This window comes from Rossellomorea orangium (genome assembly GCF_019334305.1).
GTDB lineage: Bacteria > Bacillota > Bacilli > Bacillales > Bacillaceae_B > Rossellomorea.
Genome location: NZ_JAHWGH010000007.1, coordinates 82,665 through 96,718, shown reverse-complemented (window position 1 = coordinate 96,718; position 14,054 = coordinate 82,665). Strand labels below are relative to the sequence as shown.

Below are 14,054 nucleotides of genomic sequence, written 5' to 3'. Positions count from 1 at the left end.
TAAATGCAAGTTTAATAGGAGAAAATAAACAGGAATGTGCATATGTATTCCAATAAAACCAAAAATTACTTATTTACATCTTGTAAGAATTACTATATGTGTTAAAATGGAAATGTAAGTTTTATTCCTGTTTTGTTTTAACATATGTGTGAGAGTTGGGCCGGGTTGAGGCCGGAGTTGAAGAGAAAAGCATCTCATTTTGATGAGATGCTTTTCTCTTTTTTTGTTACTTTATGACCATCTTATAACAAGAAAGGATAAGTTTCCTAAATCCCCTTTAAAATCTTACAAATTTCGCTATAATTTATTAGGTGACCCATATTTTAGTAGAAACATAATACAAAAGGAGCGTTATCATTGTCATCTAAGTTAAGAAGAATGTTGTTGAGTTTGGTTGTTACTGTGTTTGTATTTGGTAGTTTCATGGTTCCGGAGTCGGTGTTTGCCCAGCAAATTTCGTCAGGGGTGAATCATCAAAAGGAAAGTGTAAGTATCTCCGGAAATACGCATGTGGTAAATACGTTGACGATGAATTTATCCGACCCTTTTACAAAGGTGGAGGTAGGCTTACCTAATCCTATTAATTCGATATCGACCGTTTCAAACATGGCGAAACGGAATACATATGAAAGCCACAAGGTAGTTGGGGGAGTCAACGCATCATTCTTCCATTGGGATAGCCGTTTACCAGCGTACCTCCTGGCTAAAGATGATAAGATCGTCAATCTGGGTGCTGTCTCAAGCTCCTATACTGATTTCATGTACGCTCCTGCTGCATTTGGAATCAATGCCAAGGGGCAGGGCCAAATTGATCGTTACAATATGGGGATTACGATTTCTCATCATAATCAGAACTTCACTTTATCTGGATTAAATCGTTCCAGAGAAGTGAATGAGAGTATATTGTTTACCCAAAGCTATAAATTTGATCATACACGAATGAACCCGTTCGGCCTGGAAGTGGTTGTAACGGGTGTGGACAAGTCGGTCGATTATGATTTGAAATTTGGTGAAAAGGTGACTGGAAAGGTATCAAGCATTCGTCCTTATGGTCAGTCTACAAGTGCTACGATTCCTAAAGATGGCTTTGTTCTATCTGCTCATGGAGAAGATATTGATAAAATAAGAGACTTAAAGATAGGGGACGATGTATCGTTATCCCTTACTGTTGATGATAAATGGAAAGATTCAGAGTTTATGTTGGCAAGCGGTCCTTTACTGGTTCAAAATGGTCAAGCCAAGTTATCCATCGATCCAACCAGTCCCCGTGTAACAGAGAGAGCGCCTCACACAGCCGTTGCAGTGGACTCAACTGGGAACCGAGTATTCTTCGTCACGGTGGATGGACGTCAACCCGGATATAGTACTGGTATGAACTTGAAAGAATTCGCCAATTATCTAGTCAGTTTAGGAGCGAATTATGCTTTGAATCTGGATGGTGGCGGATCTACAACAATGGTTACTAGGAAAGTTGGAGATGAGCTTGCTTCATTAACGAACTCACCTTCCGATGGATTTGAGCGATCCGTTTCAGCTATTCTGCAAGCTGTGAGCACAGCTCCACAAGGAAGCCCAACCATCATGAAAGCCCATCAGGTACAAGAGGGATTAGTTGGTCTTGGTGCTTCAGCAGATTTCAAAATTGATTATATTCTTGACCAATACTATAATCGATTGCTATTCGATGAAAGTAAAATGGAACTCTCCGTAGAGGGGAATATTGGTGAAATAGAAAATGGGAAGTTTGTCGGGACGAAAGCAGGCAAAGGATACGTCGTCGTCCGTTATGGAAATGCTTCAACCAAATTGCCTGTTACTGTAGTGGATGAAGTAGGGAAGCTCGCAGTGAACGTAAATTCTATCCGACTGACCCCTGGAGATCGTCAGAAATTAGATGTTAATGCCGTTTCAACTAGTGGTCAACCATTGATATTTGATGATAGTAAAGTTCAATGGACAGTAGAAGGGAGTATTGGAAAGGTTGAAAACAGTGTGTTCATTGCAGGTGACAAGGCAGGTACCGGTAAATTAATCGCCACTTTTGGAAGTCAGTCTGTTGCGATACCGGTTACAGTATCAACAGAACCTGAAATACTGCATAGCCTGAACAATTTAACGAATCTTTCTACAGAAAATATTCGTGCATCTTCAAAGTTGAAGACTGATACAATCCTACAGGCAAAGGAAAACGGTGCCTCATTGAAGCTGAGATACAACTTCCCTGATACACAATCCGGGGTTGCTGCTTCATATATCAACTTTACGAATCCTCTAAAAATCAGCGGAAAGCCAACCAATATCGGTATGTGGGTATATGGAGATGGCGAAGGGCATTGGCTGCGAGGAAAAGTAAAGGATGCTGCAGGTAAGGAGCATACAGTAGATTTTACCGGCTATGGAGATTTAAATTGGTATGGTTGGAAGTATGTTGAAGCAAAAGTTTCCGATCAAATGGCCTATCCAATCACTTTAAATCAAGTGTATCTTGCTGAGCCGGATGATAGCAACAAAGGATCAGGTTTCATCTATTTAGATAAGTTGCAGGCGGTCTATACTGACAAGAAGGAAATAGCGTTCCCTTCGTCTGACAATCCTAAAGTCGTTGATAAGAATAAAAAGTGGACAGTTAAGTTCAATATTCCAATGTCAAAGTCATGGATCAATAATCAAACCATCTATGTTGAAGATCAAATGGGGACGAGAGTACCTGTGAAAGTAACGTTGTCCGACAGTGGAAAGTCAGCTGAGGTGCTGGCCCCTGATACAGGTTATATTTCAGGTAAAGAGTATCGGTTAGTCGTAACCCGTTATGCAAAATCGACAAAGAACCTATTAATGGACAAGGATTCCATCACGCCGTTTAAAATAAAATAATCAACAAAAGAAGAAGGTCCCGTTGGCTCGGGACCTTCTTCTTTTGTTTTAATGAGTATTTTGGACTGGACGTACCAGCCATTTTGATAGATCCGGATCTTCTTTCTTCAACAACTCTTTTTGGAAGATGAACGTCCAAGGTTTAGACGTATTGGCTTGTACTTCAAGTTCGTTTAACTTAAATGCTCCTTGAGCAATCACTTCTTGCTCTGCATCAAGCACTTCCAGGGGAAGCTGGTGAAGTTGAATGGACTTTGGATTACCATTTCTGAATAGAACGGTCGTAGATAGATCCCCATTATCTGTCAGCTTTGCTTGAACGCCCATGATATTGAATTCCTTTGATTTCAATTCAGGCAGGTTAGATACAAGTGTGGCGAGTTTTTCCTTTTCGATCTGTGGCAATTGTTCATCCCATGTTTTATCTAAATCCAGTCTATGAGGCTGCATAGAACTGATATTAAAAGCAAGGGACCAGCCTTCAGAAGGAACTTCTCTTACCAGTAGAGCATCCTTCTCAAAGATAAACATCCAAGGTCGACTGCTTCTTCCCGGAATTTTTCCTAATAGAGAAAGATCGAATTCTTTTCGGGCAACAATGTTTTTATCAGCATCGAACAAAAGAAGTTCAATCTTCTCTAAACTGATTGCCTGTGAAAGGCTATTGCGTACAAAAGCAGTAACGTTAAGAGCTTCGCCTTCTTTTTCTATTTCCACACCAGCCAGAGAAATTTGATTTGGTTTCAATGGTTGTAAGTCGTTATTTAGAAAACGAAATACGTATTCCTTTTCTTTCGGGAGGTTCCAATCAGGATGGATTGATAATTCTGTCATGACTTCTTCAGTGAGGGAATGGTCTTGTGACTCATTCAGCAGTTCTCCTGAAGCAACTGAGCTATCGACGCCGGTTTTCTTTACTTGGTCTGCCGATTTCTTTTTGAAAAATGGAAACATGCTTTCACTCCTTTTCCTGTTGATTATCCGTTGTAAGGTTTTTCAGAAGACCCATACATTCAGTTGAAATATTCTTCTCCAGGGAGTAGAACATATCTGTGAATAATTCCAAGCCTTCCCTTGCGTAAATCCTCATTGGATCTTCTTGTTGATACGATCTTAACCCGATTCCTTCTTTTAGACGTGTCATGCTTTCGATATGCTTAATCCAATGATGATCTATGAAGCTGATCATGACTTGGGAAAGAGTATTGGAAAGCTTTTGATCTTCCTCGAAGTGATCGATGAACGTCAATGTATCATTAAGACAAGGTGTAACTAATTTTTCAATCTCTTTGCGGTCTTCTATTTCCATTGGTAAAATGACTTTTTCTGTGAAAAGTTGGTTGGTTATGACACTCAACGTATCAATTCTCCATTCTTCAGGGAGAAGCTCTTCTGAACATGTTCTGTCGAGCGTGTTTTGATAGGTGCTCTCAACCATAGCTCTTAATGAATGTAGAAGGTTCTCACTTGCAAGAGCCTTTTCTCTTAATTCATATAATACACTTCGCTGTTCGTTGATCACGTCATCCAGCTTTAAATTATATTCACGCATAGAGTAGTTGGCTCCCTCTACAATGCGTTGGGTGCGTTCAACAAACTCATGTATCACTTTATTCTCGACTAGACCATCCGAATTGACCTTTAGTTTCTTATTGAGTTTTTCCAGGTCATCCTTGGCGAAGCGTCGGAACATATCATCTTCTAATGAAATGAAAAATTGGCTGGAGCCAGGGTCACCCTGACGTCCGGACCGGCCGCGCAATTGGTTATCTATGCGACGGCTTTCGTGTTTCTCGGTCCCTAGTACATGAAGACCGCCAAGCTTTGCCACGCCTTCACCAAGAATGATATCCGTTCCGCGTCCGGCCATATTGGTGGCGATGGTTATCTGCCCCCGTTGACCTGCATTTGAAATTAAGCGGACTTCCTGTTCCACACTTTTCGCATTTAATAATTCATACTTAAGCCGGGCTTTATCCAATACTTTCGCCACTTTTTCGGATTGGAGGATGGAGGTGGTCCCGATCAGGATTGGTTGACCTGTCCGGTGACGCTCTGTTACTTCGTCGAGCATCGCATCGTATTTCTGCTGAGTCGTTTGATATACCCGATCCTGCATATCGACTCTAATTTTGGGACGATTGGTTGGAATGGATACAACCTGCATATTATAAACGTCCCGGAATTCTTTTTCTTCCGTTTTCGCCGTTCCTGTCATCCCTGAGAGCATAGGGTACATTCTGTAATAGTTTTGAATGGTGATTTGTGCCTGTGTCTTGTTCTCTTCGGTGATTTCCAATCCTTCTTTTGCTTCCAGTGCCTGGTGAAGACCATCACTTAAGGTCCGTCCCTCCATGACACGGCCGGTAAACATGTCTACCAGTAGAATCTTTCCTTCTTGTACAATGTAGTCTACATCCCGTTCAAACATGACGTGAGCACGGACAGCTTGAATCACATAGTGGTAGAGGGTTTGATGTTCGAGTTCATAGAGGTTGTCGACCCCGAACGCTTTTTCTACCTTACTGATACCAATCTCGGTTAGACTGGTGGATTTCGTTTCTTCATCAAAATCGTAATCGGTTTCACGCTCGAACCGTTTGGCCAACTTTGCCGCAATATAGTGAAGGTCCGCACTGGCTGACATCTTCCCTGCAATGATTAAAGGTGTCTTGGCTTCATCAATCAGCACACTGTCTATTTCATCGATAATCGCATAATGAAAAGGTCTTTGGACTTTGTCTTCATTTTTACGGGCCATGTTGTCCCGTAAAAAATCAAACCCGAATTCAACTCCGACTCCATATGTAATATCCGCATTATAAGCTGCTTTCTTAAGACCCGGATCCATCATTGGGAGATTCAACCCAACAGTCAGTCCAAGAAATTCATGTATACGACCGATTTGCTCGCGATCCCGCTGGGCGAGGTACTCATTAACGGTAATCACGTGAACACCTTTACCTTCAAGCGCACGAAGATAAGAGGAGAGGGAAGCGACAAGTGTTTTACCTTCTCCGGTAGCCATTTCAGATATATTACCCTCAGCGAGAACAAGCCCTCCGATTAACTGGACATCATAATGTCTCATCCCAAGAACCCGTTTAGAGGCTTCGCGGACAACAGCGAAGGCATCTGTTGTAATATCTTCAAGAGACTTACCAGAGTGAAGTTCTTCTTTTAAAGATAGGGTCATATTTCGTAATTGTTCGTCAGAGTAGCTTGCATAGGTTTCTTCCAGTGCATTTATTTTATCTACTTGTTTATGATATTTTTTTAATTGGCGCTCAGATTGATTTGTTGCCTTTTTTAATAGTTTTATCATTGATATTTTCTCTCCTTAACCAGTTCCATATATATGTACGCCATCATTAGTTAATCTTATCAAAATTGAGAAAAAAAGACTACTAGCTTGAAAAATTAGCAAAATTATGCAACTTTTACGTGAGGTTTGTCGTCTTATTATAAAAGGGTATAACAAGGGTAGACCGTCATACTTTCGGCTCTTTTAATATAGTCGTAGAAATTTAGTATATGAAACAAGGAGACTAAGTGGTATAATCATTTTTGGATTTGCTTTACCGAATAATGAAAATGCCTGAATCCGAAGAGATGGTTCAATTAGATATAAATAACAATATGAAATGATCCTTTTTTGGATATGATATCATTAAGGAGGTACTACATGGTTTACTTAACCTTGTTCATATGCTTCATTGCCTCGATTATTCTTACACCATTAGTAAAAATGCTTGCGTTTAAAATTGGAGCAACTGATCGACCAAATCAACGAAAAGTACATCAAAAAATTATGCCTCGCCTTGGAGGATTAGCCATATTTCTAAGTTTCGTCATTGGGGTTATTATCCTACAACCTCAGAATGTTTATTCAACGGCCATTTTAGCTGGTGCCGCAATTATTGTCCTGACTGGTATGCTTGATGATATGATTGAGCTTTCAGCGAAGTATAAGTTACTGGGTCAAATTGTTGCAGCTCTGCTGGTAGTTGTATGGGGCGGCGCTCAGGTAGAATTTATCAACTTGCCATTCGGCGGTCAGATCGAATTCGGTTTTATGAGCATTCCATTGACAATCATCTGGATTGTCGGGGTAACAAACGCGATTAACTTAATTGACGGCTTGGATGGATTGGCTGCGGGAGTTTCTTCTATCGCACTCATCACCATCGCCGGTATGGCTGTAATCATGGGAGACACTTTCGTAGCTGTAATGGCTTCTATTCTCCTTGTCAGTACATTAGGATTTTTATTCTATAATTTTCATCCTGCAAAAATTTTCATGGGTGATACCGGGGCGCTGTTCTTAGGGTATATGATTTCTGTTCTGGCTTTACTTGGATTTAAGAACATTACAGTTGTATCACTCATTATCCCGGTTATTATCCTGGGTGTTCCAATCTCTGATACGTTCTATGCAATCATCAGACGATTTGTAAACAAGCAGCCTTTATCAGCTCCAGACAAGTCTCATCTGCACCACTGTTTATTAAGAATGGGATACTCCCATAAACAAACAGTACTCATTATATATGCAATTGCAGCATTGTTTGGTCTTGCGGCACTTATCTTCTCCCAATCCACGGTTTGGGGGTCACTGATTTTCATTGCCGTTCTGCTGTTTGCCATTCAGATCTTTGTTGAAAGTATCGGGCTCATTGGGAACGACCATCAGCCACTGTTGAAATTTATGAAAACAAAACGAAATAACAGTTAATAAAAATCGGGTTCATATCATGTGAACCCGATTTTTTTATATTTTGTTTCATTTGTTCATTTTATTCGTTCCATTTTTGCCATAAAAAAAGACAGCTTAGATTATTCTAAACTGTCTTCTTCTTCCGTTGATTGGTCCATTGAAATGTCTTCCTTTATTTCTAGATGCTGCTTTAATGTTTCGCTGACCTCATCTAATTTTTCTTCATCCAATGACCAGTAGTAGGTACCATCAATATAATTATCTTCACCTGCGAGGGATAAAGTCTCTAGATCAAGCTTTCCATTTAAACCATAACTAGTAAGGGATTTCATCTCTTCAAATGTCATATTCGTTTCCATGTTATTCCCAATTGCTTCTATGATGTCATCATACTTGGAAAAAGAATTAGCTGACACTGCTCTCTTCATCACAGCTTTAATAATTTCCTGCTGCCTTTTTCCACGTTCTATATCGTTATCCTGTTTACGGGTGCGAGCAAGAGCAAGTGCTTCTTCGCCGTTGAGTTTTTGATATCCCGGTTGCAGATGGATAGCACCATTATTGTCTTCAGCATCCTTTTCAGACAGCTCATAAGGAACGTCGACTTTAATACCATCAAGAGCATCGATAACGTCCATAAAAGCATAAAAATTCATTTTCACATAGTAGTCCACAGGTATATCTAAAGATTCTTCAACGGTTTCAATCGTTGCTTTTGGACCACCGAAGTAGTGTGCGTGGTTGATTTTGGTTTCATATCCAACCTCAGGGATATAAACGTATGAATCCCTTGGTATGCTTACAAGTTTTACTGTTTTGTCTTTCTCATTCAATGTGGCAAGCATAAGTGCATCGGATCTCGTTTTCTCTCCGAAATCACGACTATCACTACCATCGACACCAATAAAGAGTACGGATACGTTATCATTTTTGGGATCCACAGCTTTTTCGCGTTTTTCTGATTTCTCCCTGCCATCAAGATCCTGGTAAGAGCTTGAGAAAACAGTCTCCGCTTTTTTGTACAAGTAAGCACCATAACCTGCAGCAGAAAATGCAACAAGCAACATGGGAAGAATTAAGAAAAACACCACGCGTCTCCGTCGTTTCTTTCGTTTCGTTATCCTCTTGTAGTCTCTGTCTAAGGGCATAAAAATAAAAACTCCTTTATCGATCGTTGGGTGGTCTTGCAAAACCTTTACTATGTAAACCTTCACAAAATAACCGAATCTCTAAAAATTCGACGAATTATACCAAATATTATTTTACTATGTAACCAATCAACCGTAAAATGAAATTTACATTACAAGTGAGGGACGGACCTCTGTTCCAGAGGTCCGTCCCTCGTCGAACTACTTAATATCCACCTCTAAGTACTCCACATCCCCTTCGGAGATCTCACCCTGTCCATTCGTCAGTTCCGTCATCCAATCCACAAATTGATCCTTTGAAGCTTCTTCTACATACACTTCGACCTCAACAGCATCCAAGTAATGAATATCTTTTAACTGATAGATGGACGACCTCACTTCATTCTCAACCTTTCCCAGCCACGTATAGTCTATTTTCGTCTTCATTATACGCATAAGACGTCTCTCGACTATGCCTGTGGCGTTGAGTCCCTCAGACGTAGATCGACCGTATGCCCGTATCAAACCGCCGGCACCAAGCTTGATGCCACCGAAATATCGGGTGACGACTACAACCGTATCCTTGAGATCCCTCTTTTTTAAAACCTCAAGCATAGGAACTCCCGCCGTCCCACTCGGCTCTCCGTCGTCATTGGCTTTCTGTATCAAATTATTCTCCCCGATCATATAGGCAGAACAGTTATGATTGGCATCATGATGCTTTTTCTTAATAGACGCGATGAATTCCTGTGCGTCTTCTTCCGTTTCCACACGATTCACATAAGCGATGAATCTGGACCGTTCAATTGTGATTTCATGCTCTCCGTAACCTTTGACGGTATTATAGTGATGTAGCAAACTCCATTCTCCTTTCTCCCTTGTCGCAATTTGCGACAAAAAACGCACGTTTATCCTATTTCTACTATATCTAAAAATGATGAAGAATGCACAATTTGGGAACTGCATGGGGTATATTGTCAGGTAAAAACTGGTTCTACATGAAATAATGGTAATACAATGTAATCAAACTTTAATCTCCGACAATATGTGACATGGTATAATGGACGCTGATAGTAATACTTCAGTTGTTCCAACGCTCTTTAAGGGAAGCCTAATGGTCTATATAATTGCCATTCATTCTCTATTATTCCTGGAGCGAATAATCCCTTGGTAGAAGTATTACATAGGAATATGCCTAGATGAATAAAGGATTTCAGTGACTTTCCATTGAATTGATAATAGGTACTATCTATTATAGATGAACAGTGGGTCTATGGACATGATGAAATCATTGTGTACAGAGCTTATTGGACCGATTATTACTATGCAAGGATAGTTTTCTAGGTGGACGACTATTGTGGAACAAAAGAGGGGTGTACCGTGTCACTAAAAAAAATAGACACCAAGATGTTAGATGGCATCCTGAAAAAGATGGTCGATACGGTTGACGAAAGTAAGGATGAAATCTTCCAGATTGGCGAGCAATGTCGAACTGATTATGAAGATTTGATGAAAGAATTATTAGAAGTGAAAGAAATGGTCCTGAAGGTGATTGATGAGGGAGATGACCTCCAGCAGAAATCGAAGTTTGCCCGGCTCAGACTATCTGAAGTCAGCAAGCATTTCCAAACCTATTCAGAGGACCAGGTAAGAGAAGCGTATGAGAAGGCTCATGACCTGCAGATGAAGCTATCCATGAACAGACAGCAGGAAAAGCAGCTTCGGGATCGCCGGGATGAACTGGAAAGACGCTTGCATGCACTTGGGGACACGATCGAGCGGGCAGATAATCTTTGCTCACAAATATCGGTCGTTCTCAATTATTTAAACAGTGACTTAAGGCAGGTCAATGAGGCGTTAGAGGACGCGAAGCAGCGGCAGGATTTCGGGCTCAGGATCATCGAGGCCCAGGAGGATGAGCGGAAACGCCTGTCCCGTGAAATTCATGACGGCCCTGCACAAATGATGGCCAATGTGATGATTCGCTCGGATTTAATTGAACGAGTGTTCCGGGAGAAAAGCACAGATGACGCCATCAGGGAAATCCGCGATCTCAAACGGATGGTCCGCTCAGCACTGTATGAGGTCCGCCGCATCATTTATGATCTCAGACCGATGGCGCTTGACGACCTTGGGTTGATACCGACCCTCAAAAAATACTTGAGTACGATCGAAGAGTATAACCGGGAGACCTCGATTCAGTTTGTGAATATGGGGCTCGATATCAGACTTCCTTCCAAATTCGAAGTCGCTCTGTTCCGATTAGTACAAGAAAGTGTCCAGAATGCCCTTAAGCACGCTGAAGCCACACATATCCAAGTTAAAGTAGAAGTAAAGAAAGACCAAATAACAGTTGTCATTAAAGACAACGGCAAAGGATTCGATCAAGATACACAGAAAACAGGATCCTTTGGCATCATGGGGATGAAAGAGCGTGTCGACCTTCTCGAAGGAGACATCACGATCGACTCAAAAGTAGGGGCTGGAACGGTCATTCTGATCCAGGTACCGCTTAATAAGTAAATTTTCCAAGGTTTAGGGAGGCGAAAGACATGGCAACAAATATTGTTATCATTGACGATCATCAGCTTTTCAGAGAAGGGGTTAAACGAATCCTCGAGTTCGAACCTTCTTTCAACGTAGTAGCAGAAGGTGATGACGGTTCAGAAGCGATGAACCTGGTTGAAACACATGAACCCGACGTAGTCCTCATGGATATCAACATGCCTGAGACAAACGGCGTGGAAGCGACTCGTGAATTAATGGACAAATACCCGGAGACGAAAGTCATCATCCTATCCATTCACGACGACGAAAACTATGTTAATCATGCGCTGAAAACAGGGGCACTGGGTTATCTGTTAAAAGAGATGGACTCAGACGCTTTAGTGGATGCAGTCAAGATTGTCGCTGAAGGCGGCTCATACGTACATCCTAAAGTGACGCACAACCTGGTTGCAGAATACAAACGCCTGGCTAATGCTCAAAACTCAGGTGGATTCCAGCAATCCGAAGTTCGCCGCCCGCTTCACCTGTTAACTCGCCGCGAATGTGAAGTACTGCAAATGCTTGCTGACGGCAAGAGCAACCGCGGTATCGGTGAAGGATTATACATCAGTGAAAAAACTGTCAAAAATCATGTAAGTAATATACTTCAAAAAATGAACGTGAACGACCGTACCCAGGCAGTGGTGACTGCGATTAAGAATGGTTGGGTGGAAGTCCGATAAGTACCGGTTGAGAGATAGAGTATTGTTAATTTGTTGTTGAGAGAGCGGCCCTTCTTGGTGGAGGGCTGTTTTTTTGTGGGTTTGGGTTTTTTGGTTGATAGAATCCAGGTTACTAATTGGTTTTTAGTCTTTGATTGTCTGTTTTAGTTGGAATGAGGTCCTGGATGGGACTTTGCGCCGGTTTGAAAGGGATGAGTTGAGATTGAAATCACTGTCGCGGGGATAATCATGCGAGTTTAGTTAGGAATCGTGCGAGATAGGAGATAATCGTGCGGGGTATAGATTTTTCATGCGAGATTTAAGATTATCAAGCGAGAGTTGTAATAATCGTGCCGTCGTGTCGAACTTTCTCTATAAAAATATTCAAATAAAAAATCCACTCCCCAACAAGGAAGTGGACCCACCCTCAATGCTTTCTCCGCGCAAAATCAACAAACCGGAACATATCCAGCCTGTGCCGCGATTCCGTATACTCAAACATCGTCGCATCCTTCAAATGGACATAGTTCTTCACGACGACCACATGATCATAGTCTTTCAGATCAAGGTATTCCCTGTCCTCATCTGTACATTCTTCCACAACGATTTCTTTCTTCGCAAAATCAATAGGGAGTTGAAGCTCACCTTCAAGATACTCATAGATGGAATTCTCGCAAATTTCTTTTGTGAGCAGGGGAACCTGTTCTTTCAAAAAATAAGATTTATCAAGAATGATCCTCTCACCACCGATTTTACGGGAGCGGATGACTTTCCAGACTTCTGCTCCACGAGAAGACTCAAGCTGAGTTGCGATCGAGTCATCAGCCTGCACCAATCCAAAGTCGTGGACGAACGTCTCGATATGATCACGGCCCATGGACGTCTGCAGTTCTTTAAAGCTGACAAGGCCAGAGATGGGGAAGCTCATACGGGAGACATCGAGTACAAGGGAACCCTTTCCACGAAGCTTCTGGATGAATCCTTTTTGAGCCAGCAATGTAAGCGCTTTACGAATAGTCTCACGTGAAGTAGAGTAAATGACCGTCAGCTCGTTCTCCGATGGGAGGATGGAATTGGCTGTATAGGTACCGTTTTGAATTTTATCAGAAAGATCTTCAAAGATTTGTTTGTATTTATTACTCTTCGTCATAGTATCACCTGCTATTATTTTACCATAATTAATAGGAAGACATGAGATTCAACTTGAGTGTTGTGAATATTTTCAATAGAATGGAGATAGCGCAAATTTTAGAAAAGGGTGAAGAGCATTGTCGAAACAGCATTGGAAGAAAATCATGTTGGGAATTGGCATGAGCACATTGTTATTAGGTGCTTGTGGAGCAGACGAAGAGAAGAAGGAAGAAAAAGATACGGCCAAGACAGAAGAGGTCAACCCGAAAGAAGATCCTGCGACTGATGAGGCGGCATCATTAAACCAGATGACCCAGGTCGTAGAGGACGCGAGCGCACTGGAAGAAGCGGAAGGAATCCCGGAAGAAGAAAAGACGGCCATCAACGCTGCCTTTGATCAATATATCAATGCCTTTAACGAAGAAGACTTCGATTCATATATGAGTGTCATCTCGAAGACACCAGTGAACTTTAAGTACGAAGATGAAGAGCGCTATGTAAAACAGATCTTTGATTCTGTCGATTCGAAGCGTTCAGTGGATAATGTGAAGATCATCAACTATGCAGCCGGAAAGAAAGCGGATGTGTACGCTGAGATCAAAGCTACGACGAAGGACCCGAACAGTGATAAGGAAGTGACTCGTTCTGGTAAGCAGGTAACCGTCTTCCATAAGAAAGAGGATGGATGGAAAGTAGCGGCGATCTTCTTCTTGGCTACTGAAGGGGAAGAGGGAGCAACGGAATAAGATGATAGGCTGCGTAGCGCAGCCTTTTTTTATTTCAATCGTTGATACCGGTTAAATAGTTCATCAAGTTCCTGACTGAGTTTCACGGTTTCGGGATGTGAGAAACCATGGTATAGTGCAAAGTATTTAAGTTCCAGGCGCTTTGTTTCTATTTCTTGCAATAGGGTTTGAACTTTAGGCGTGGCATTCATGGCAGGAACTCCTTTTAGCTTTATTATCCCATAATAGTGAATAAATGTTAACTTAATTT

Annotated in this window: 11 protein-coding genes; 5 read left to right on the top strand and 6 right to left on the bottom strand. The window is 41.5% G+C overall.

The window, feature by feature from the left end:
• Nucleotides 1–357 precede the first annotated feature (357 nt).
• Nucleotides 358–2,874 carry a phosphodiester glycosidase family protein gene (locus tag KYJ26_RS03480; protein WP_219165955.1) on the top strand — a complete coding sequence of 839 codons (2,517 nt, stop codon included), beginning with the start codon at nt 358–360 and terminating at the stop codon, nt 2,872–2,874.
• 48 nt (nt 2,875–2,922) lie between these two features.
• Here KYJ26_RS03480 and KYJ26_RS03475 read toward each other — a convergent pair whose 3' ends face one another.
• Both KYJ26_RS03475 and secA2 read right to left on the bottom strand, forming a co-directional pair.
• Nucleotides 2,923–3,828: an accessory Sec system S-layer assembly protein gene (locus tag KYJ26_RS03475; protein WP_219165954.1), complete on the bottom strand. Its 906-nt coding sequence runs from the start codon at nt 3,826–3,828 to the stop codon at nt 2,923–2,925.
• Nucleotides 3,829–3,832: 4 nt separating this feature from the next.
• Complete coding sequence (gene secA2 / locus KYJ26_RS03470; RefSeq protein WP_219165953.1) at nt 3,833–6,199, bottom strand: accessory Sec system translocase SecA2; 2,367 nt, start codon at nt 6,197–6,199, stop codon at nt 3,833–3,835.
• Between the two features lie 360 nt (nt 6,200–6,559).
• Between secA2 and KYJ26_RS03465 the strand changes: the two genes are divergently transcribed.
• Nucleotides 6,560–7,609, top strand: coding sequence for a glycosyltransferase family 4 protein (locus KYJ26_RS03465; RefSeq protein WP_219165952.1), 1,050 nt, complete (start codon nt 6,560–6,562; stop codon nt 7,607–7,609).
• Between the two features lie 101 nt (nt 7,610–7,710).
• Here the strand turns inward: KYJ26_RS03465 and KYJ26_RS03460 are convergent, their stop codons facing one another.
• Nucleotides 7,711–8,739, bottom strand: a complete 1,029-nt coding sequence (locus KYJ26_RS03460) for an LCP family protein (RefSeq protein WP_219165951.1) — start codon at nt 8,737–8,739, stop codon at nt 7,711–7,713.
• Nucleotides 8,740–8,940: 201 nt separating this feature from the next.
• A complete protein-coding gene (locus tag KYJ26_RS03455) occupies nt 8,941–9,576 on the bottom strand; it encodes a YigZ family protein (RefSeq protein WP_219165950.1) in 636 nt (211 codons plus the stop codon).
• A gap of 522 nt (nt 9,577–10,098) precedes the next feature.
• On the opposite strand from KYJ26_RS03455, the gene KYJ26_RS03450 reads away from it, so the two are divergent.
• Both KYJ26_RS03450 and KYJ26_RS03445 read left to right on the top strand, forming a co-directional pair.
• The gene (locus KYJ26_RS03450) at nt 10,099–11,241 is read left to right on the top strand and encodes a sensor histidine kinase (protein WP_219165948.1); all 1,143 of its coding nucleotides are present in this window, start codon (nt 10,099–10,101) and stop codon (nt 11,239–11,241) included.
• Between the two features lie 29 nt (nt 11,242–11,270).
• Nucleotides 11,271–11,948 (top strand): response regulator, encoded by a 678-nt coding sequence (locus KYJ26_RS03445; RefSeq protein WP_219165946.1) that lies wholly within the window; start codon nt 11,271–11,273, stop codon nt 11,946–11,948.
• Between the two features lie 406 nt (nt 11,949–12,354).
• On the opposite strand, the gene treR is transcribed toward KYJ26_RS03445, so the two are convergent.
• Nucleotides 12,355–13,077, bottom strand: coding sequence for a trehalose operon repressor (gene treR, locus KYJ26_RS03440; RefSeq protein WP_219165945.1), 723 nt, complete (start codon nt 13,075–13,077; stop codon nt 12,355–12,357).
• Nucleotides 13,078–13,195: 118 nt separating this feature from the next.
• Between treR and KYJ26_RS03435 the strand changes: the two genes are divergently transcribed.
• The gene (locus KYJ26_RS03435) at nt 13,196–13,804 is read left to right on the top strand and encodes a nuclear transport factor 2 family protein (RefSeq protein ID WP_219165944.1); all 609 of its coding nucleotides are present in this window, start codon (nt 13,196–13,198) and stop codon (nt 13,802–13,804) included.
• A 29-nt stretch (nt 13,805–13,833) separates the two neighbouring features.
• Here the strand turns inward: KYJ26_RS03435 and KYJ26_RS03430 are convergent, their stop codons facing one another.
• The gene (locus tag KYJ26_RS03430) at nt 13,834–13,995 is read right to left on the bottom strand and encodes an aspartyl-phosphate phosphatase Spo0E family protein (RefSeq protein ID WP_219165943.1); all 162 of its coding nucleotides are present in this window, start codon (nt 13,993–13,995) and stop codon (nt 13,834–13,836) included.
• Nucleotides 13,996–14,054 lie beyond the last annotated feature (59 nt).